This window comes from Mycolicibacterium sp. Y3 (genome assembly GCF_051188035.1).
In the GTDB taxonomy this organism is placed as follows: Bacteria; Actinomycetota; Actinomycetes; order Mycobacteriales; family Mycobacteriaceae; genus Mycobacterium; species Mycobacterium fluoranthenivorans.
Window position 1 is genome coordinate 4,912,350 of the sequence record NZ_JAVQLT010000001.1, and the last position, 19,487, is coordinate 4,931,836.

The 19,487-nt window shown below is 66.9% G+C and carries 19 protein-coding genes; 16 read left to right on the top strand and 3 right to left on the bottom strand.

From position 1 onward, the window contains the following. Positions 1-47: 47 nt before the first annotated feature. From QN239_RS23905 to nuoN, 14 genes are read left to right on the top strand one after another with little or no spacing between them, the layout of a single operon-like run. On the top strand, positions 48-422 hold the full coding sequence (locus QN239_RS23905) for an NADH-quinone oxidoreductase subunit A (RefSeq protein ID WP_090355434.1): 375 nt from the start codon (positions 48-50) through the stop codon (positions 420-422). Continuing rightward, positions 413-967 carry a NuoB/complex I 20 kDa subunit family protein gene (locus QN239_RS23910; protein WP_090355436.1) on the top strand — a complete coding sequence of 185 codons (555 nt, stop codon included), beginning with the start codon at positions 413-415 and terminating at the stop codon, positions 965-967. Before QN239_RS23905 ends, QN239_RS23910 begins: the two co-directional genes overlap by 10 nt. Then, a complete protein-coding gene (locus QN239_RS23915; protein WP_499014226.1) occupies positions 964-1,641 on the top strand; it encodes an NADH-quinone oxidoreductase subunit C in 678 nt (225 codons plus the stop codon). The genes QN239_RS23910 and QN239_RS23915 overlap by 4 nt, the downstream gene beginning before the upstream one ends. Continuing rightward, positions 1,641-2,966, top strand: coding sequence for an NADH dehydrogenase (quinone) subunit D (nuoD, locus tag QN239_RS23920; RefSeq protein ID WP_499014228.1), 1,326 nt, complete (start codon positions 1,641-1,643; stop codon positions 2,964-2,966). Before QN239_RS23915 ends, nuoD begins: the two co-directional genes overlap by 1 nt. Next, positions 2,963-3,673 (top strand): NADH-quinone oxidoreductase subunit NuoE, encoded by a 711-nt coding sequence (gene nuoE / locus QN239_RS23925; RefSeq protein WP_499014230.1) that lies wholly within the window; start codon positions 2,963-2,965, stop codon positions 3,671-3,673. Before nuoD ends, nuoE begins: the two co-directional genes overlap by 4 nt. Then, the gene (gene nuoF / locus QN239_RS23930; protein ID WP_499014232.1) at positions 3,670-5,007 is read left to right on the top strand and encodes an NADH-quinone oxidoreductase subunit NuoF; all 1,338 of its coding nucleotides are present in this window, start codon (positions 3,670-3,672) and stop codon (positions 5,005-5,007) included. Before nuoE ends, nuoF begins: the two co-directional genes overlap by 4 nt. Then, entirely contained in the window at positions 5,004-7,382 is a 2,379-nt protein-coding gene (locus QN239_RS23935) for an NADH-quinone oxidoreductase subunit G (protein ID WP_499014234.1), read from the top strand. Before nuoF ends, QN239_RS23935 begins: the two co-directional genes overlap by 4 nt. Next, positions 7,379-8,596, top strand: coding sequence for an NADH-quinone oxidoreductase subunit NuoH (nuoH, locus tag QN239_RS23940; RefSeq protein ID WP_499014236.1), 1,218 nt, complete (start codon positions 7,379-7,381; stop codon positions 8,594-8,596). The genes QN239_RS23935 and nuoH overlap by 4 nt, the downstream gene beginning before the upstream one ends. Continuing rightward, a complete protein-coding gene (gene nuoI / locus QN239_RS23945) occupies positions 8,589-9,128 on the top strand; it encodes an NADH-quinone oxidoreductase subunit NuoI (protein ID WP_499014237.1) in 540 nt (179 codons plus the stop codon). The genes nuoH and nuoI overlap by 8 nt, the downstream gene beginning before the upstream one ends. Next, positions 9,125-9,859: an NADH-quinone oxidoreductase subunit J gene (locus QN239_RS23950; RefSeq protein WP_499014239.1), complete on the top strand. Its 735-nt coding sequence runs from the start codon at positions 9,125-9,127 to the stop codon at positions 9,857-9,859. Before nuoI ends, QN239_RS23950 begins: the two co-directional genes overlap by 4 nt. After that, the gene (nuoK, locus tag QN239_RS23955) at positions 9,859-10,158 is read left to right on the top strand and encodes an NADH-quinone oxidoreductase subunit NuoK (RefSeq protein WP_090356218.1); all 300 of its coding nucleotides are present in this window, start codon (positions 9,859-9,861) and stop codon (positions 10,156-10,158) included. The genes QN239_RS23950 and nuoK overlap by 1 nt, the downstream gene beginning before the upstream one ends. A gap of 31 nt (positions 10,159-10,189) precedes the next feature. After that, the gene (nuoL, locus tag QN239_RS23960; RefSeq protein WP_499014241.1) at positions 10,190-12,064 is read left to right on the top strand and encodes an NADH-quinone oxidoreductase subunit L; all 1,875 of its coding nucleotides are present in this window, start codon (positions 10,190-10,192) and stop codon (positions 12,062-12,064) included. Beyond that, positions 12,058-13,635, top strand: a complete 1,578-nt coding sequence (locus tag QN239_RS23965) for an NADH-quinone oxidoreductase subunit M (protein ID WP_499016947.1) — start codon at positions 12,058-12,060, stop codon at positions 13,633-13,635. Before nuoL ends, QN239_RS23965 begins: the two co-directional genes overlap by 7 nt. Next, complete coding sequence (gene nuoN / locus QN239_RS23970; protein WP_499014243.1) at positions 13,632-15,236, top strand: NADH-quinone oxidoreductase subunit NuoN; 1,605 nt, start codon at positions 13,632-13,634, stop codon at positions 15,234-15,236. Before QN239_RS23965 ends, nuoN begins: the two co-directional genes overlap by 4 nt. On the opposite strand, the gene QN239_RS23975 is transcribed toward nuoN, so the two are convergent. Together QN239_RS23975 and QN239_RS23980 are read right to left on the bottom strand one after the other, a co-directional pair. Further along, positions 15,226-16,116 (bottom strand): alpha/beta hydrolase, encoded by an 891-nt coding sequence (locus QN239_RS23975; protein ID WP_499014245.1) that lies wholly within the window; start codon positions 16,114-16,116, stop codon positions 15,226-15,228. The genes nuoN and QN239_RS23975 overlap by 11 nt on opposite strands. A 57-nt stretch (positions 16,117-16,173) precedes the next feature. Beyond that, positions 16,174-16,770: a TetR/AcrR family transcriptional regulator gene (locus QN239_RS23980; protein ID WP_499014247.1), complete on the bottom strand. Its 597-nt coding sequence runs from the start codon at positions 16,768-16,770 to the stop codon at positions 16,174-16,176. A gap of 54 nt (positions 16,771-16,824) precedes the next feature. Between QN239_RS23980 and QN239_RS23985 the strand changes: the two genes are divergently transcribed. Together QN239_RS23985 and QN239_RS23990 are read left to right on the top strand one after the other, a co-directional pair. Next, positions 16,825-17,967 (top strand): phosphotransferase family protein, encoded by a 1,143-nt coding sequence (locus QN239_RS23985; protein WP_499014249.1) that lies wholly within the window; start codon positions 16,825-16,827, stop codon positions 17,965-17,967. Next, positions 17,964-19,106: an Rv3169 family protein gene (locus QN239_RS23990; protein ID WP_499014251.1), complete on the top strand. Its 1,143-nt coding sequence runs from the start codon at positions 17,964-17,966 to the stop codon at positions 19,104-19,106. The genes QN239_RS23985 and QN239_RS23990 overlap by 4 nt, the downstream gene beginning before the upstream one ends. Positions 19,107-19,143: 37 nt before the next feature. Here the strand turns inward: QN239_RS23990 and QN239_RS23995 are convergent, their stop codons facing one another. After that, positions 19,144-19,479 (bottom strand): DUF4345 domain-containing protein, encoded by a 336-nt coding sequence (locus tag QN239_RS23995; RefSeq protein WP_499016948.1) that lies wholly within the window; start codon positions 19,477-19,479, stop codon positions 19,144-19,146. Between the last annotated feature and the right edge of the window lie 8 nt (positions 19,480-19,487).

Below are 19,487 nucleotides of genomic sequence, written 5' to 3' on the forward strand. Positions count from 1 at the left end.
TGACTAAGCTGTGTTCTAGCTCACATCGAAAGCCCAACGAGGGAGCTATGAACATCTACCTACCCATCCTCGTACTCGGGGTGATCGCGGCGGCCTTCGCGGTCGGCTCGGTCGGTATCGCCGTGTTGATCGGCCCGCGCCGCTACAACAGGGCCAAACTCGAGGCCTACGAGTGCGGTATCGAACCGCTGCTTCCGGCCGAGGACGCCAAGCTGGCCACGGGGCAGCGATTTCCGATCAAGTACTACCTGACGGCGATGCTGTTCATCGTCTTCGACATCGAGATCGTGTTCCTCTATCCCTGGGCGGTCTCATTCGACTCGCTGGGGATGTTCGCGCTGGTCGAGATGATCCTGTTCATGCTCACGGTGTTCGTCGCCTACGCCTATGTGTGGCGACGGGGAGGTCTGTCATGGGACTAGAGGAACAACTGCCCGGCGGAATCCTGCTCTCGACGGTGGAGAAGGTGGCCGGCTACGTCCGCAAAGGATCGTTGTGGCCGGCGACGTTCGGATTGGCGTGCTGCGCCATCGAGATGATGGCGACCGCGGGTCCGCGTTTCGATATCGCCCGGTTCGGAATGGAACGCTTCTCCGCCACTCCGCGGCAGGCCGATCTGATGATCGTGGCGGGCCGGGTGAGCCAGAAGATGGCACCGGTGCTGCGCCAAGTGTACGACCAGATGGCCGAACCGAAATGGGTACTGGCCATGGGCGTATGCGCGTCGTCGGGCGGCATGTTCAACAACTACGCGGTGGTGCAGGGTGTCGATCACATCGTGCCGGTGGACATCTACCTGCCGGGCTGTCCCCCGCGTCCGGAAATGCTGCTCAACGCAATCCTCAAGCTGCACGCCAAGATTGCCGAGATGCCGCTCGGGGTGAATCGGGCCGAGGCCATCGCCGCCGCTGAGCAGGCCGCCCTGGCCTCACGGCCCACGATCGAACTGACCGGGCTGCTGCGATGACGGACAAGCTGACCGACAAGGAGGTCATCGGCGAGCGCCGGGGCATGTTCGGTGTGCACGGATCCGGTGACACCTCCGGATATGGTCGACTGGTCCGGGAAGTCGCGCTGCCCGGTAGTTCACCACGTCCCTACGGCGGGTACTTCGACGACGTGGTCGACCGGCTGGCCACTGCACTCGGGGGTGCTGGGCACTTCGAGGCAGCGGTCGAGCGCGTCGTGGTGTTCCGCGACGAGCTGACGCTGGAGGTGCGGCGCGCTCACCTGATGGCGGTGGCGCAGACGCTGCGCGACGATCCCGGTCTGCGCTTCGAGCTGTGCCTGGGCGTGTCAGGGGTGCACTATCCCGATGAGCAGGATCGGGAATTGCACGCGGTCTATCCGCTCATGTCGATCACCCACAACCGCCGGATTCGCCTCGAAGTCGCCGCACCCGATGCCGATCCCCATGTGCCGTCGCTGTTTTCGGTGTATCCGACCACCGACTGGCACGAACGGGAGACCTACGACTTCTTCGGCATCATCTTCGACGGTCATCCCGCACTGACCAGGATCGAGATGCCCGACGACTGGATCGGCCATCCTCAGCGCAAGGACTACCCACTGGGTGGAATCCCGGTGGAATACCATGGCGCCGAGATCCCGCCGCCCGATCAGCGGAGGTCCTACAACTGATGACGCTGCAGGGCAACATTCCCACCGTCCCGCCCGGCGGCCCGCCCGTCGTCGTGGTCGGTGGTCAGGACTGGGATGCGGTCGTGGCCGCCGCCCGGGAACACGCCGGGGAACGCATCGTCGTCAACATGGGTCCGCAGCACCCGTCGACGCACGGGGTGTTGCGACTGATCCTGGAGATCGAAGGCGAGACGATCACCGAGGCCCGGTGCGGAATCGGCTACCTGCACACCGGCATCGAGAAGAACCTCGAGTTCCGCACCTGGACGCAGGGCGTGACCTTCGTGACCCGGATGGACTACCTGTCGCCATTCTTCAACGAGACGGCCTACTGCCTCGGCGTGGAGAAGCTGCTCGATGTCACCGACGACATCCCGGAGCGGGCCACCGTCATCCGGGTACTGCTGATGGAGCTCAACCGCATCTCCAGTCATCTGGTGGCGCTGGCCACCGGGGGGATGGAACTGGGTGCCATGTCGGCGATGTTCTTCGGGTTCCGCGGCCGCGAATCCATCCTCTCCATGTTCGAGACCATCACCGGCCTGCGGATGAACAACGCATTCATCCGGCCCGGCGGGTTGGCGGCCGATCTTCCGGACGAGGCCATGCCCCAACTGCGCGACCTGCTCAAGGACCTGCCGGGGCAACTGCGCGAAATGGAAAAACTGCTGCGCGACAACTACATCTGGAAGGCCCGCACCGAGGGCATCGGGTATCTCGATCTGACCGGATGTATGGCACTGGGCATCACCGGGCCGGTGCTGCGCTCCACGGGTCTGCCCCACGATCTGCGTAAGGCACAACCGTACTGCGGCTACGAAACCTACGACTTCGACGTGTGCACCGCCGACGGCTGTGATGCCTTGGGCCGCTACCTGATCCGGGTCGACGAGATGAAGGAGTCGCTGAAGATCGTCGAGCAGTGCGTGGACCGATTACGGCCGGGCCCGGTGATGTTGACCGACAAGAAACTTGCCTGGCCGGCCGATCTGAAGGTCGGCCCCGACGGGCTGGGCAACTCCCCAGATCACATCGCCAAGATCATGGGTACCTCGATGGAGGCGTTGATCCACCATTTCAAGCTGGTCACCGAGGGTATCCGGGTGCCCGCCGGCCAGGTGTACGTCGCGGTCGAATCCCCGCGCGGGGAACTGGGTGTGCACATCGTCAGCGATGGCGGCACCAGGCCGTACCGCGTGCATTACCGCGACCCGTCGTTCACCAATCTGCAAGCGGTGGCGGCGATGTGCGAGGGCGGCATGGTCGCCGACGCGATCTCGGCGGTCGCGTCGATCGACCCGGTCATGGGAGGCGTGGACAGGTGAGTGTCATCGATTTGCGACTGGGCCAGCGGCCCGATGAGACCGGTCCCCCGATATCGGCGGGGCCGCAATCCTATTCGGCCGAGGTGATCAGCCGCCTGGGCGCCGACGCCGAGCAGATCATCGCCCGATACCCGCATCCGCGCTCCGCCCTGCTGCCGCTGCTGCACCTGGTCCAGGCGCAGGACGGCTACCTGACGCCGGCCGGAGTCCGGTTCTGCGCTGAGCAATTGGCGCTCAGTCCGGCCGAGGTGACCGCGGTCGCCACCTTCTACTCCATGTACCGGCGTAGCCCGACCGGGGACTATCTGGTCGGGGTGTGCACGAACACGCTGTGTGCCGTCATGGGCGGCGACGCGCTGCTGGACATCCTGCAGGAACACCTCGGTGTACACGCCGGCGAGACCACCGCAGACGGCTCGATCACCCTGGAACACATCGAATGCAACGCCGCCTGCGACTTCGCTCCGGTCGTCATGGTGAACTGGGAGTTCTTCGACAACCAAACCCCTTCTTCGGTAAGGGAACTGGTCGACGATCTGCGCGCGGGGCAGCCGGTCACCCCCAGCCGCGGCGCGACGCTGTGCACCTTCCGCGAGACCGCGCGGATCCTGGCCGGTGTCGAGGACAGGGCCGCCGGCGCCCCCGACACCTCACCGCCGGGTGCGGCGACGCTCGCCGGGCTCCGGGCCGCCAGGGGTGAGCGATGACCGACCTGACACCGGTGCTGAGCAGCTATTGGGATGCTCCGCAATCCTGGACGCTGCACACCTATCTGCGCCACGACGGGTACCAGGCGCTCGACGCGGCCCTGGACATGGAACCCGACGCGGTCATCGCACTGGTCAAGGAGTCCGGATTGCGCGGTCGCGGCGGCGCCGGCTTCCCGACCGGACAGAAGTGGTCGTTCATCAACCAGGAGCGGAGCCCGCGGAGCGACCATTCAACCGAAGCCGACCCCAAGGCGCACTATCTGGTGGTCAACGCCGACGAGTCGGAACCCGGTACCTGCAAAGACATTCCGCTGATGATGGCCACCCCGCACGTGCTGGTCGAGGGTGCGATCATCGCCTCGTACGCGATCCGGGCGCGGCACGCCTTCATCTACGTGCGCGGCGAGGTGGTACCCGTGTTACGGCGGCTGCGCGCCGCGGTCGCCGAAGCGTACGAGGCCGGGTATCTGGGCCGCGATATCCTGGGGTCGGGTTTCGATCTGGACCTGGTGGTGCACGCCGGGGCCGGGGCCTACATCTGCGGTGAGGAGACCGCGCTGCTGGACTCCCTGGAGGGCCGCCGCGGGCAGCCGCGACTGCGGCCGCCGTTCCCGGCCGTGGCCGGCTTGTACGCCTGCCCGACGGTGGTCAACAACGTGGAGTCCATTGCCAGCGTGCCGCCGATCGTGCGCCGCGGGGTGGACTGGTTCAAGTCGATGGGCTCGGAGAAGTCGCCGGGCTTCACGCTGTACTCGCTGTCCGGTCACGTCACCCGGCCGGGCCAGTACGAGGCTCCGCTGGGCATCACGCTACGAGAACTGCTCGACTACGCCGGTGGGGTCCGGGCCGGGCACCAGCTGAAGTTCTGGACCCCGGGCGGCTCCTCGACGCCGATGCTGACCCCCGAACACCTCGACGTCCCACTGGACTACGAGGGAGTCGGTGGGGCCGGGTCGATGCTGGGCACCAAGGCACTGCAGATCTTCGATGAGACCACCTGTGTGGTGCGGGCGGTGCGCAGGTGGACCCAGTTCTACGCGCACGAGTCCTGCGGCAAGTGCACGCCGTGCCGGGAGGGCACCTACTGGCTGAGCCAGATCTTCGAGCGGCTGGAGACGGGGTCGGGCAACCGGACCGACATCGACACCCTGCTGGACATCTCCGACGCCATCCTGGGCAAGTCGTTCTGCGCCCTGGGCGACGGCGCCGCCAGCCCGATCATCTCGTCCATCAAGTATTTCCGCGACGAGTACGAGGCACATCTGGGCACCGGATGCCCGTTCGACCCGCATGCCTCGACAGTGTTCGCGACGGAAGGGGCAGGGGTATGACGTTGGCCGAACCGGCTGGGCCGCTTGGCGACACCACACCCGTGGACATGGTGACGCTGACCATCGACGATCACCAGATCAGCGTGCCCAAGGGCACGCTGGTGATCCGAGCGGCCGAGCTGATGGGGATCCAGATCCCACGGTTCTGCGACCATCCGTTGCTGGACCCGGTCGGCGCGTGCCGGCAGTGCCTGGTCGAGGTGGAAGGGCAACGCAAACCGCTCGCCTCGTGCACCACGACCGTCACCCCGGACATGGTGGTGCGTACCCAGCTGACCTCGCCCACCGCCGACAAGGCCCAGCACGGGGTGATGGAGCTGCTGCTGATCAATCACCCGCTGGACTGCCCGGTCTGCGACAAGGGTGGCGAATGCCCCCTACAGAACCAGGCGATGTCCAACGGCCGCACCGACTCCCGGTTCACCGATGTCAAACGCACCTACCCCAAGCCGATCAACCTGTCCGCGCAGGTGCTGCTGGACCGCGAGCGCTGCGTGTTGTGCGCGCGCTGCACCCGGTTCTCCGATCAGATCGCCGGAGACCCCTTCATCGAGTTACTGGAACGCGGCGCGCTGCAGCAGGTCGGCATCGCATCAGGAGACGAAGCAGCGCCGTTCAATTCATACTTCTCCGGCAACACCGTGCAGATCTGTCCCGTCGGTGCGCTGACCGGCACCGCCTACCGGTTCCGCGCCCGCCCGTTCGACCTGGTGTCCTCGCCGAGCGCGTGCGAGCACTGCGCCTCGGGCTGTGCCCAGCGCACCGATCACCGGCGCGGAAAGGTGTTGCGGCGCCTGGCCGGCGACGATCCCGAGGTCAACGAGGAATGGAACTGCGACAAGGGTCGGTGGGCGTTCGCCTACGCCACCCAGGGCGACCGGATCACCACCCCGCTGCTGCGCGACCCCGACGGAACACAACGGCCCGCCTCCTGGTCGGAAGCGGTGGCGGTGGCCCTGCGGGGACTGACCGCGGGCGGGGCCGGGGTACTGACCGGCGGCCGCCTGACCCTCGAAGACGCCTACGGTTACGCCAAGTTCGCCCGGATCATGCTGGGCACCAACGATATCGACTTCCGGGCCAGGGCCGGCTCACAGGAGGAGCTGCACTTCCTGGCTCACGCCGTGGCCGGTCAGCCGTTCGCGGTGACCTACGCCGACCTGGAGACCGCACCCGCAGTCCTGCTGGCCGGGCTGGAACCCGAAGAGGAATCCCCCATCGTGTTCCTGCGGCTGCGCAAGGCGGTCCGCAAGCGCGGGCTGCCGGTCGTCTGCGTGGCCCCCTTCGCCAGCCGCGGGCTGACGAAATTGGGCGGCCGGCTGGTCAGCGCGGCGCCGGGCGGCGAAGCCGCGGCGCTGGACGGACTGCGCGCCGAGCTCCCCTCGGGCAGCATCATCCTGGTCGGTGAGCGGCTGGCCACCTCACCGGGTGCCTACACCGCAGCGGTCCGGCTGGCGGATGCGACCGGCGCCCGGATCGGCTGGGTGCCCAGGCGCGCCGGCGACCGAGGCGCGCTGGAAGCCGGTGCGGCACCGAACCTGCTGCCCGGCGGGCGGCCGGTCACCGACCCGGCCGCCCGCGCGGAAGTGGCCGCGGCCTGGAATGTCGAAGAGTTGCCGGAGCGGCCGGGCCGCGACACCGCGGACATCCTGGCCGCCGCGGCCGCCGGCGAACTGGCCGCCCTGCTGATCGGCGGGGTGGACGTCGACGACCTGCCCGACCCGGCCGCCGCACTGGCCGCCGTCGAGGCCGCGGGTTTCGTGGTCAGCCTCGAGTTGCGCCACAGCGCGATCACCGAGCGCGCCGACGTGGTGTTCCCGGTCGCACCCGTGACCGAGAAGAGCGGCGCCTTCGTGAACTGGGAGGGCCGTCCCCGCGTATTCGACGGTGCCCTGCCCCCGGCGGCGACCAGCGATATGCGGGTACTGGCCGCGCTGGCCGACGAGGTGGGCGTCGACCTCGGCCTCACCGACGCGCCCCGGGTGCGCGCCGAACTGGCCTGCCTCGGCGGGTGGCAGGGCAAGCCGGCCCTCGCACCGGATATCGCCCCGGCCCCACGGGAGGCCGGGCCGGGCCAGGCCGTGCTCTCCTCGTGGCGGATGCTGCTCGATGCCGGCCGGCTACAGGACGGGGAACCGTACCTGGCCGGTACCGCCCGCCCGGTGGTGGCCAGGCTGTCCGCGGGCACCGCCGCCGAAACCGGTTGCACCGACACGGTTCGGGTCAGTACCGACCGGGGATCGATCACCGTTGCCCTGGAGATCACCGAGATGCCGGACCGGGTGGTGTGGCTACCGCTGAACTCGGCCGGGTCGGCGGTGCATACGACATTGGGCGCCGGCGTCGGCGACATCGTGCGGATCGAGCCGGTATGAACACCCCGGATCTGACCTCATTCGGCCACGACCCATGGTGGCTGGTGATCGCGAAAGCGCTCGGCATCTTCGTCTTCCTGCTACTGACCGTGCTGGTGGCCATCCTGGTGGAGCGGAAAGTGCTGGGCCGCATGCAGATGCGGTTCGGCCCCAACCGGGTCGGCCCGTTCGGGCTGTTGCAGAGCCTGGCCGACGGCGTCAAACTCGCGCTCAAAGAGGGGCTCATCCCGGCCGCGGTCGACAAGCCGATCTACCTGCTGGCCCCGGTACTGGCGGTGATCCCCGCGATCATGGCGTTCGCCGTCATCCCGATGGGCGGTTACGTATCGGTGTTCGGGCACACCACACCGTTACAGCTGACCGACCTGCCGGTGGCGGTGCTCTACGTGCTGGCGGTCACCTCCATCGGGGTGTACGGCATCGTGCTGGCCGGCTGGGCTTCTGGCTCGACCTACCCGCTGCTGGGTGGTTTGCGTTCCAGCGCCCAGGTGATCTCCTACGAGATCGCGATGGCACTGTCCTTCGCCGCGGTGTTCCTGTACGCGGGCACCATGTCGACCTCGGGTATCGTGGCCGCCCAGCACGACACCTGGTACGTCTTCCTGCTCCTGCCGTCATTCCTGGTCTACGTCACCTCGATGGTCGGCGAGACCAACCGGGCGCCGTTCGACCTGCCGGAGGCCGAAGGTGAACTGGTGGGCGGGTTCCACACCGAGTACTCGTCGCTGAAGTTCGCGATGTTCATGCTCGCCGAGTACGTCAACATGACCACGGTGTCGGCCCTGGCCACCACGATGTTCCTCGGTGGCTGGCACGCACCGTTCCCGTTCAACATGATCGACGGCGCGAACTCCTGGTGGTGGCCACTGCTGTGGTTCGTCGCGAAGGTGTGGACCTTCCTGTTCTTCTACATCTGGCTGCGTGCCACCTTGCCCAGGCTGCGCTACGACCAGTTCATGGCGCTGGGCTGGAAGATCCTCATCCCGCTGTCCCTGGGCTGGATCGTCGTCGTCGCCGTCACCCACGAGTTGCGGGCCCAAGGCTCCCCGTCGTGGATGACCGCGGTGGTCAGCGTCGGCGTCATCGCGGCCGCCGCCCTGCTTCTACTGGTGTGGAATGCACTGCGGCACAACATCGCGGCGCCGACCCCACCCCCTGACACCGGGGCCTTCCCGGTGCCGCCGCTACCGCACAAGGAGGCCGCAGATGTCTAAGGTCGGCGATGCACTGGCCGGGTTCGGTGTCACCTTCAAGACGATGTTCACCAAGCCGATCACCGAGCAGTACCCCGAACATCCCGGTCCGGTGGCAGCGCGCTATCACGGCCGCCACCAGCTCAACAGGTATGCCGACGGCCTGGAGAAATGCATCGGCTGCGAACTGTGCGCATGGGCGTGTCCGGCCGATGCGATCTTCGTCGAAGGCGCGGACAACACCGAGGGACAACGCTTCTCACCCGGCGAGCGGTACGGACGGGTGTACCAGATCAACTACCTGCGCTGTATCGGGTGTGGGTTGTGCATCGAGGCCTGCCCCACCCGGGCGCTGACCATGACCAACGACTACGAGATGGCCGATGACAACCGTGCCGACCTGATCTACGGCAAGGACAAACTGCTGGCCCCGCTCACACCCGAGATGACCGTCCCGCCGCACGAGATGGCGCCCGGCAGCACCGACGAGGACTACTACCGCGGCAACATCACCGCGACAGGCCTCGGCATTCCGAAGGTCCCGACCCGATGAACGCGACGCTGCTCTCCGAGGGCCTGGCACAGACCTCGACCACCGAGGCCGTCACCTTCTGGATCGTCGGCACCCTGGCCGTCCTCGGTGCGATCGGGGTGGTGGCCGCCACCAAAGCGGTGTACTCGGCACTGTTCCTGGCGATCACGATGATCAACCTCGCGGTGCTCTATATCGCGCAGGACGCCGTGTTCCTCGGGATCGTCCAGGTTGTCGTCTACACCGGTGCGGTGATGATGCTGTTCTTGTTCGTACTCATGCTGATCGGTGTCGATACCTCGGAGTCGCTGGTGGAAACCATTCGCGGGCAACGGGTTGCGGCCATCGTGGCCGGTATCGGCTTCGGGGTACTGCTGATCGGCGGGATCGGCAACGTCGCGGTGAACGGATTCGCGGGGCTCGATGCCGCGAACCGGGGCGGCAACGTCGAGGGTCTGGCCGCCCTGATCTTCACCCGCTATGTCTGGGCGTTCGAGCTCACCAGCGCGCTGCTGATCACCGCCACCCTGGGCGCGATGGTACTGGCGCACCGGGAACGGTTCGACCGCCGCAAAACCCAGCGCGAGCTGGCGATCGAGCGGTTCGGGCCGGGCGGTTATCCGACCACACTGCCCAGCCCCGGAGTGTACGCGCGGCACAACGCCGTGGATGTCCCGGCCCGGCTGCCCGACGGCACCGCGGCCCGGACGTCGGTCAGCACCATTCTGGTTCCGCGGGACGGGAGCAAGTGATGAATCCCGCGAACTACCTGTATCTGTCGGCCCTGCTGTTCACCATCGGCGCGACCGGGGTGCTGTTGCGCCGCAACGCGATCGTCATGTTCATGTGCGTCGAACTGATGCTCAACGCGGCGAACCTGGCCTTCGTCACCCTCTCCCGGATGCATGGTCACCTCGACGGGCAGGTGGTGGCGTTTTTCACCATGGTGGTCGCCGCGTGTGAGGTGGTGGTGGGCCTGGCCATCATCATGACGATCTTCCGGGCCCGGCGATCGGCCTCCGTGGACGCGGCCAGTCTGCTGAGGAACTGATGAGCGCCTGCGCGAAGAAGAGACGGTACTGATGACCTGGCTGCTGATCGCCCTCCCCCTGGCCGGTGCGGCCGTGCTGCTGCTCGGGGGCAGGGCCACCGACAGCTGGGGTCACCTGCTGGGTTGCGCGACGGCCCTGGCGTCATTCCTTGTGGGCGTGGTGCTGTTCGCCGATCTGCTCGGCCGCGATGCCGATGACCGGGTGATCCAGCAGACCCTGTTCTCCTGGGTACCGGTCGGGGCGCTGCACGTCGACTTCGGTCTGCAAGTCGACGCGCTGTCCATCTGTTTCGTGCTGCTGATCACCGGGGTGGGTTCGCTGATCCACCTGTACTCCATCGGCTACATGAGCCACGATCCCGATCGTAGAAGGTTTTTCGCCTACCTCAACCTGTTCGTCGCGGCGATGCTGCTGCTGGTCCTGGCCGACAACTACCTGGGCCTGTACATGGGGTGGGAAGGTGTCGGCTTGGCGTCCTACCTGCTGATCGGGTTCTGGTCGTACAAGCCGTCGGCGGCGACCGCCGCCAAGAAGGCGTTCATCGTCAACCGGGTCGGCGACATGGGCCTGGCGCTGGCGCTGATGGTGATGTTCAGTACGGCCGGAACCGTCTCGTACGCCGGCGTTTTCGGGGCGGCACCGGGATTGTCCGAGGGTTCGCTGAACACGATCGGGCTCCTGCTGCTGCTCGCCGCGTGCGGTAAGTCCGCGCAGGTGCCACTGCAGTCCTGGTTGGGTGACGCGATGGAAGGCCCGACGCCGGTGTCGGCGCTCATCCATGCCGCAACCATGGTCACCGCGGGTGTCTATCTGATCGTGCGATCCGGGCCGGTGTTCAACCTCGCCCCCCACGCTCAGCTGGCCGTCACGGTCGTCGGCGCGGTCACCTTGCTGTTCGGCGCGATCATCGGGTGCGCGAAGGACGACATCAAGAAAGCCCTTGCCGCCTCGACGATGTCGCAGATCGGCTACATGGTGCTGGCCGCCGGGCTGGGCCCGGCCGGCTACGCGGTGGCGATCATGCATCTGCTCACGCACGGCTTCTTCAAGGCCGGGTTGTTCCTCGGCGCCGGGTCGGTGATGCACGGTATGAACGACGAAACCGATATGCGCCGCTACGGTGGTCTGCGCACGTACATGCCGGTGACGTTCGTGACGTTCGGGCTGGGGTACCTGGCGATCATCGGGGTGCCGCCGTTCGCCGGCTTCTTCTCCAAGGACGCCATCATCGAGACCGCGTTCGCCACCGGCGGGGCACGCGGATGGCTGCTGGGCGGCGCGGCACTGCTGGGTGCGGGTATCACCGCGTTCTACATGACCCGGGTGATGCTGATGACGTTCTTCGGCGAAAAGCGTTGGGAAGAACACGAACAACATCCCCACGAATCCCCCGGCATCATGACCGCCCCGATGATCGTACTGGCCATCGGCTCGGTCGGCGCCGGTGCGTTGCTGGCCATCGGCGGCAACCTGGCGCACTGGCTGGAACCGGTGGTCGGCAGCCACGAAGCCCACGGTGCCGTCCCGGTGTGGGTCATGACCGTGGTGACCCTGTCGGTGGTCGCGATCGGTGTCGTTGTCGCCTACCGGATGTACGCGATGCGCCCGGTTCCCGACACCGCGCCGCAGGGCTCGGCATTGACCGAGGCGGCGCGCGCCGACCTGTACGGCGACCGGTTCAACGAATCGGTGTTCATGCGGCCTGGCCGGCAGCTCACCGCGGGTCTGGTCGAGATCGACGATGACGCCGTCGACGGGGTGACCCGCGGCCTGGCCGGACTGATCGGTGATGCCTCCCGGCGGATGCGGTCCTGGCAGACCGGATTCGCCCGGTCCTACGCCCTGTCCATGCTCGGCGGCGCGGCCCTGGTGATCGGAGCGTTCCTGGTGGTGAGGATCTGGTGACCGGCATCGGCTGGCTGAGCGCGCTGTGGGCGGTGCCGATCGTCGGCGCCGCGGTGGTGATCCTGTTGCCCGCCAAGCGGGTCGCACGTTATGTGGCGCTGGCGGTGTCGTGTGCGGTGCTGGCCATCGCGCTCGTGCTCGCGGTGCGGTTCGACCCGGTGGGACCGCAGTTCCAGTTCGTCGAGGACCACCAGTGGATTCCGACCTTCGGCACCGGCTACATCCTCGGTGTCGACGGGATCGCGCTGGCCCTGGTGGTGCTGACCGCGGTGTTGGTGCCGCTGCTGTTGATCGCAGGCTGGAACACCGGGGGCGGAGCGGCGGGAGAATCACCTGCCGGGGACGAGACCCGCTTCGGGATACGTTCCACCCAGAGTTATCTGGCACTGACCCTCGCTGTCGAAGGCATGGTGCTGATCTCACTGGTCGCCCTCGACGTGCTGCTGTTCTACGTGTTCTTCGAGGCCATGCTCATCCCGATGTACTTCCTGATCGGCGGGTTCGGTGGCGTCGGCAGGAGCGCCGCGGCGGTGAAGTTCCTGCTGTACAACCTGTTCGGCGGGCTCATCATGCTGGCCGGGGTGATCGGACTGTACGTGGTGACCACCGATGCCCTCGGAGGGACGTTCGACTTCCGGGCCATCGTCGGTGCGGTCTCCCGCGGCGAACTCGGCGCCAGCCCCGCCGTGCTCAATGCCCTGTTCCTCGGATTCATGTTCGCCTTCGCGGTGAAGGCCCCGCTGTGGCCGTTCCACCGCTGGCTGCCGGATGCCGCCGTCGAGGCCACCCCGGCGACGGCGGTGCTGATGATGGCCGTCGTCGACAAGGTCGGCACCTTCGGCATGCTGCGGTACTGCCTGCAACTGTTCCCCGACGCGTCGATGACGTTCCGGCCGTTGATCATCACCCTCGCGGTGATCGGCATCGTCTACGGCGCCGTCGTGGCGATCGGTCAGACCGATGTCATGCGGCTGATCGCCTACACGTCGATCTCCCACTTCGGGTTCATCATCCTGGGTATCTTCGTGATGACCAGCCAGGGCCAGTCCGGGTCCACGCTCTACATGGTCAACCACGGCATCTCCACGGCGGCACTGTTCCTGATCGCCGGATTCCTGGTGTCACGCCGGGGTTCGCGGCTCATCGCCGACTTCGGTGGTGTGCAGAAGGTGGCCCCGGTGCTGGCCGGAACCTTCCTGGTCGCGGGACTGGCCACCCTGTCGCTGCCCGGGCTGGCGCCGTTCATCTCCGAATTCCTGGTGTTGATCGGCACATTCACCCGATACCCGGCGATCGCGGTGTTCGCGGTGAGTGCACTGGTGTTGTCTGCGATCTACATCCTGTGGGCGTACCAGCGGATGATGACGGGACCGGTGAAGGACGGCAACGAGCGGTTGCGCGATCTGGTGCCGCGGGAACTGATCGTGGTGGCGCCGCTGATCGCGCTGCTGCTGGTGCTGGGTATCTACCCGAAGCCCGCGCTGGATGTCATCAATCCGGCCGTCGACCACACCCTGCGCACGATTCATCAGCAGGATCCCGTCCCGACCGCGGAGGGCTCGCACCGATGACACTGCCTGGTCCATTTCCGGTCGCTTCGCTCTCTCCGGCACCGTCCATCGAGTACTTCCAGCTGTCACCGATGCTCATCGTGCTCGGGGTGGCGGTGGCGGGCGTTCTGGTGGAAGCGTTCCTGCCGCGCGGTGTCCGGTACGCCACCCAACTGGTGCTCGCCGTGGGCGGTCAACTGGCCGCGCTGGCAGCGGTGGTACTGGTGACACTGTCCCTCAACGGCGCGGGCGGCCCGGCGGCGGTCGGCGCTGTCGCGCTGGACCGACCGGCACTGTTCCTCCAGGGCACGCTGCTGCTCATCGGTATCCTCGGCACGCTTCTGATCGCCGAGCGGCGGATACCCGCCACAGAAGGACCAGGGGGGCTCGGTCTGGACGCGTTCACCCCGCAAGCCGCGGCGGTTCCGGGCAGCGTCGCGGAGAAAATCGCGGACAAAGCCAGCCCGAAATTCTTTGTCGCCCAGACGGAGGTCTTCCCGCTCACGATGTTCGCCGTGGCAGGGATGATGTTGTTCCCGGCCGCCGACGACCTGCTGACCATGTTCGTCGCGCTCGAGGTGTTCTCCCTGCCGCTGTACTTGATGTGCGGGCTGGCACGCCGGCGACGGCTGCTGTCCCAGGAAGCCGCGCTGAAGTACTTTCTGCTGGGTGCGTTCTCGTCGGCATTCTTCCTGTACGGGATCGCGATGCTGTACGGGTTCTCCGGCGGCTTCAGCCTCGGTGGGATCGCCGCCGCGGTGACCACCGGCGGGGACACCTCGATGGCGGTGGTCGGGGTGGCCCTGGTGTCGGTCGGGGTGTTGTTCAAAGTGGGTGCGGTGCCGTTTCATTCGTGGATTCCCGATGTCTATCAGGGCGCCCCGACGCCGGTGACGGCGTTCATGGCGGCGGCCACCAAGATCGCCGCGTTCGGGGCGATGTTGCGGATCTTCTATGTGGCGCTGCCCGGCCTGGCGCATGACTGGCGTCCAGTGCTGTGGGTCATCGCCATCCTCACCATGGCAGTCGGCACCATCACCGCCATCTCCCAGAGCGATGTCAAGCGGATGCTGGCGTATTCCTCGGTGGCGCATGCCGGGTTCATCCTCACCGGGGTGATCGCCCTCAACGGTGCCGGACTGTCGGCGACACTGTTCTATCTGTTCGCCTACGGTTTCAGCACCTTGGGCGCGTTCGCGCTCGCCGGCCTGGTACGCAACGCCGACGGCGAAGAGGCCACCACTCTGTCCCAGTGGGCCGGGCTGGGCCGTCGTTATCCCCTGGTGAGCGTGGTCTTTTCGCTGTTTCTGCTGGCATTCGCGGGTATCCCGCTGACCAGTGGCTTCGTGGCCAAGTTCGCGGTGTTCAAGGCCGCCGCCGAGGGCGGAGCCGCTCCGCTGGTGATCGTCGGTGTGGTCGCCAGTGCCGTGGCAGCGTACTTCTACGTGCGCGTCATCGTGTTGATGTTCTTCACGGATCCGCCCGAGAACCCACCCGTCGTGGTGGTCCCCAGCATGCTCAGCACGGTGACCGTGACCATCACCGCGGCCGTGACTTTCGCGCTCGGCGCGCTGCCCCAACCCCTGCTGGACCTGGTCAACGGCCAGCAGTTCACCGGTTGACGGCCTGGCGTACCTGCCCGGCGATCAGCTCGTACATGCCACGGGTGACCTCGGTGGCGTCGCTCATGATGTTGTAGCCGTGGTCGACGGCGGGCACCTCGACGTAGTCGGCGAGCGCACCGACCGCGTCCAGGCTCTTGGCGTAGGCGGCCGCCTCGTCGCGAAGCCTGTCGTACTCGCATGTGATCACCAAAGCCCGTGCAATACCGGCGATCTCGTCGGCGTTGTCACCCCACGCCGGCGAGGCCAGCGGATCGCGGCGGCGCTTCTGGTCGGGAATGTAAGCGGTGTCGAACACCTCTCCCATCCATGGTTTCATGATGGCCTTGCCGCCCAGCGGCGACCGCTTGCGTCCCGTCGCCGTCACCAGGTCCAGTGGCGCATAGTGCAGCACCTGCAGCGCGATCGGCGGACCGCCGGGTGTCAGCGCCATCCGGGACACGGCCGCCGACAGATTGCCCCCTGCGCTCTGTCCGCCCACACAGAGCCGGTCGCCCGCCTCCTGTGCCGCCGCCCAGGACACCACGTCGTACAACTGCTCGACGGGGGTCGGGAATCGACAGTCGGGAGCGAGCAGATAGTCGGTGTTAACCACGGTGACGTCGGCGCGGGCCGCCAGGAAGCGGCACCATGGATCGTCCTGTTCCCGGTGTCCGACGACGAAGCCGCCGCCGTGGATGTTGACGTACACCCCGGCGGGCTCGCCGACCGGGTGGTAGATGGTTGCGGCGGTGTCACCGTGCCGAGTCGGGATGTCGGCCTCGGTGGTGCGCCCGGCGATGTCCGGGAACTGCACACCCGGTTTTGGGCTGGGGTTGACGACCCGGGAGAACAGCCGGGCCAGGGCATCGGCGATGAGGGGAGTCGACAAGATGGACACCGCATCGACCATACGCACGAGGTTGCAGCGATGGGTGTCGGATCACCTAGCACTGGGTCAGCGGACGATGCCGTGCACCACGATTGCGGTGGTCTGGTCCAGCCACTCTTCGTCGAGTTCCCATCCGGGCACCAGCAGCATGCGCAGCAGGTTCACCCCGCCGATGACCTCGATGAGCCGGTCGGGGTCGACATCGGGACGCACCTCACCACGGTCGACCGCATGTACCAGGCGGTCCCGCACGACGCCGAACAATCCGGTGAACCGGCTCATCACCCGGTAGCTCAGCTCGGCGTCGGCGGCCATATCGGCGATGACCCCGGGCAGCGCGGCACGCACGACAGGGCTGGTGAACACCGCTGCTGCCGCGGCGATCATGGCGCGGACGTCGGTGGCGATATCGCCCTCCGGCATGCCGAGGGCGGTCGGTGCGGTGGGGAACGCCGCCTCGTGCACCAACTCGGCTTTGCTCGACCATCGGCGGTAGAGCGCGGTTTTGGTGGTGCCGGCGCGCTCCGCGACGGCCGCCATGGTCAGGTTTGAATAACCGATCTCCACAAGCAGATCCGCTGTGGCCCCGAGTATGGCAGCGTCGATGCGGGGATCCCGGGGCCGCCCGGCCCCCTTGTCAATCGAAGACGAGTCTGCTTTCATATCGCTACCAATAGTAGCGTAATTGGTAGCTTCAGTCGTTTCGGAAGGAACACCGTGTCGAACGAACCGGCCGTCGAAGATGTCAGCCGCCTCCAGCACTCCAGCCGAGATGTCAGCACCGTGCCCGCCGCGATCGCCCAGTGGCTTGCGACGCAACTGCCCGGCAAGGACACGCCCGCGGTCACCGTCGAGAGCGGTGTGGACGCCAACGGCATGTCCTCGGAGACCATCCTGCTGACCGTCGACTGGGACGGCACGCAGCAGCGCATGGTCGCACGCGTCGCCCCCACCGATGCCGATGTTCCGGTGTTCTCCTCATACCGGCTCGACCACCAATTCGAGCTCATGCGCCAGGTGGGCGAGCTCACCGATGTCCCGGTCCCCCGGGTCCGCTGGATCGACACCACCGGTGACGTGCTGGGCACCCCGTTCTTCCTGATGGACCGTGTCGAGGGCATCGTGCCGCCCGATGTCATGCCCTACACGTTCGGCGGCAACTGGTTCGCCGACGCACCGGTGGATCGGCAGCGCGAATTGCAGGACTCCACCGTCGAGGTGCTGGCCAAACTGCACTCGATTCCCGATGCCGCGCAACGGTTTGCGTTCCTGTCCGAATCCGACCCATCCGGGGACACCCTGCTGGCCAGGCATTTCGGCTGGCTCAAGGATTGGTATGAGTTCTCGGTGCCCGATATCGGGCGTTCCGAGCTGGTCGAGCGGGCATTGGGCTGGTTGGCGGACAACTTCCCGGCCGAGGTGGCCGCCACGACTCCCGTGCTGGCGTGGGGCGACTCGCGTATCGGCAACGTGCTGTACGAGGACTTCCGGCCGGCCGCGGTGCTGGACTGGGAGATGGCGACCGTCGGCCCACGCGAGCTGGACGTCTCGTGGATCATCTTCGCGCACATGGTGTTCCAGGAGCTGGCCGGACTGGCAGGGCTGCCCGGCCTGCCGGACGTGCTACGCGAGGAGGACGTGCGCGCCACCTACGAGCGGCAGACCGGGGTCACCCTGGGCGACCTGCGGTGGTTCTACATCTACTCCGGCGTGATCTGGTGCTGCGTATTCATGCGCACCACCGCACGCCGTGTGCACTTCGGCGAGATGGACAAACCCGAGGACGTGGAGTCGACGTTCTATCACGCCTCACTGTTGCGACGACTGCTGGAGGATCCGCGGGGAAAGGAACACTCATGATCGGCCCGATGGACGAATTCCCGATTCACCAGATCCCGAAACCCATTGCCTGGCCCGGATCTTCGGACCGGAACTTCTACGACCGGTCCTACTACAACGCGCATGACCGCAGTGGGGACATCTTCCTCATCACCGGTATCGGGTACTACCCCAACCTCGGGGTGAAGGACGCCTTCCTGTTGGTCTCCCGCCGCGGCAGCGGCAGATTCGGCGGAAGCGGAGATACCCAGACCGCGGTCCACCTGTCCGACGCCATCGACCAGGATCGGCTCGACCAACACGTGCTGGGCTACCGCGTCGAGGTCCAGGAACCGCTGCACAAGCTGCGGATCACCCTCGACAAGACCGACGGGATCGCCGCCGACCTCACCTGGACCGGCCTGTTCGACGTCGTGCAGGAGCAGCCACACATCATGCGGCAGGGCAACCGGGTCACCCTGGATGCCCAGCGCTTCGCCCAACTGGGTTCGTGGAGCGGCTCATTGGAGATCGACGGCGAACACATCACGGTGGACCCCGCGGTATGGATCGGATCCCGGGACCGCTCGTGGGGTATCCGCCCGATCGGCGAGGCCGAGCCGGCGGGCCGGCCCGCCGACCCGCCCTTCGAGGGCATGTGGTGGCTCTACGTCCCGATGGCGTTCGACGAGTTCTCGATCGTGGTGATCATCCAGGAGGAGCCCAACGGGTTCCGGTCACTCAACGACTGCACCCGCATCTGGAAAGACGGGCGCGTCGAGCAACTCGGCTGGCCGCGGGTGAAGATCCACTACCGATCCGGCACCCGCATCCCCACCGGCGCCACCATCGACGCGACGGCACAGGATGGTTCTCCCGTGCGGTTCGAGGTGGAATCCAAACTGCCCGTGCCCATTCACGTCGGCGGTGGCTACGGCGGTGACTCGGACTGGACGCACGGCGTATGGCGAGGTGAGAAGTTCACCGAGCGGCTCACCTACGACATGAACGACCCGGCCGTCATCGGGCGCTCCGGGTTCGGGGTGATCGATCACGTCGGCCGCGCCGTGTGCACCGAAGGTGACCGCTCCCCCGCCGAGGGCTGGGGCTTGTTCGAGCACGGTGCGCTTGGCCGGCACGACCCGTCCGGGTTCGCCGACTGGCTGACGGTCGCACCGTAACCCGAGAGCCTGCGGCACCACACGTGCGCGGTGCGAGTCACACCGCCCCGAACAGCGCCGCCGCGGCCACAGCTTCCACCAGGCAGTAGAACCAGTTGGGGTAGAACGGCGTCCGCCCGTCGAACACCGACACCAACCGTCCGACAGCCATCCCCGCCAGGGCGACACCGACGGTGATCAGTATGCCGGTGCGCGCCTCCGGCACCCGTGATGCGTAGACGAGCACCGCGGCGATGGCCAGACCGAACCCGCCGTACACGGCGCGGACTTCAGCGCGTGCGGTCGCCGTGCCGAGGGTGACGCCGAACGGGCGCAGCATGGTTGCCGGGGCCGCCAGGGCGTACAGACCCATACTGGCGAAGAACACCGCCATGAAGAGTT

Excerpts from the sequence above, each read along its gene's own strand:
- nuoI (WP_499014237.1), top strand. The coding sequence starts at position 8,589 with ATGTCTAAGGTCGGCGATGCACTGGCCGGGTTCGGTGTCACCTTCAAG.
- QN239_RS23915 (WP_499014226.1), top strand. The coding sequence starts at position 964 with ATGACGGACAAGCTGACCGACAAGGAGGTCATCGGCGAGCGCCGGGGC.
- nuoF (WP_499014232.1), top strand. The coding sequence starts at position 3,670 with ATGACCGACCTGACACCGGTGCTGAGCAGCTATTGGGATGCTCCGCAA.
- QN239_RS23905 (WP_090355434.1), top strand. The coding sequence starts at position 48 with ATGAACATCTACCTACCCATCCTCGTACTCGGGGTGATCGCGGCGGCC.
- nuoD (WP_499014228.1), top strand. The coding sequence starts at position 1,641 with ATGACGCTGCAGGGCAACATTCCCACCGTCCCGCCCGGCGGCCCGCCC.
- nuoK (WP_090356218.1), top strand. The coding sequence starts at position 9,859 with ATGAATCCCGCGAACTACCTGTATCTGTCGGCCCTGCTGTTCACCATC.
- QN239_RS23910 (WP_090355436.1), top strand. The coding sequence starts at position 413 with ATGGGACTAGAGGAACAACTGCCCGGCGGAATCCTGCTCTCGACGGTG.
- nuoH (WP_499014236.1), top strand. The coding sequence starts at position 7,379 with ATGAACACCCCGGATCTGACCTCATTCGGCCACGACCCATGGTGGCTG.
- nuoN (WP_499014243.1), top strand. The coding sequence starts at position 13,632 with ATGACACTGCCTGGTCCATTTCCGGTCGCTTCGCTCTCTCCGGCACCG.
- QN239_RS23935 (WP_499014234.1), top strand. The coding sequence starts at position 5,004 with ATGACGTTGGCCGAACCGGCTGGGCCGCTTGGCGACACCACACCCGTG.
- QN239_RS23980 (WP_499014247.1), bottom strand. The coding sequence starts at position 16,770 with ATGAAAGCAGACTCGTCTTCGATTGACAAGGGGGCCGGGCGGCCCCGG.
- QN239_RS23950 (WP_499014239.1), top strand. The coding sequence starts at position 9,125 with ATGAACGCGACGCTGCTCTCCGAGGGCCTGGCACAGACCTCGACCACC.
- nuoL (WP_499014241.1), top strand. The coding sequence starts at position 10,190 with ATGACCTGGCTGCTGATCGCCCTCCCCCTGGCCGGTGCGGCCGTGCTG.
- QN239_RS23995 (WP_499016948.1), bottom strand. The coding sequence starts at position 19,479 with ATGGCGGTGTTCTTCGCCAGTATGGGTCTGTACGCCCTGGCGGCCCCG.
- QN239_RS23990 (WP_499014251.1), top strand. The coding sequence starts at position 17,964 with ATGATCGGCCCGATGGACGAATTCCCGATTCACCAGATCCCGAAACCC.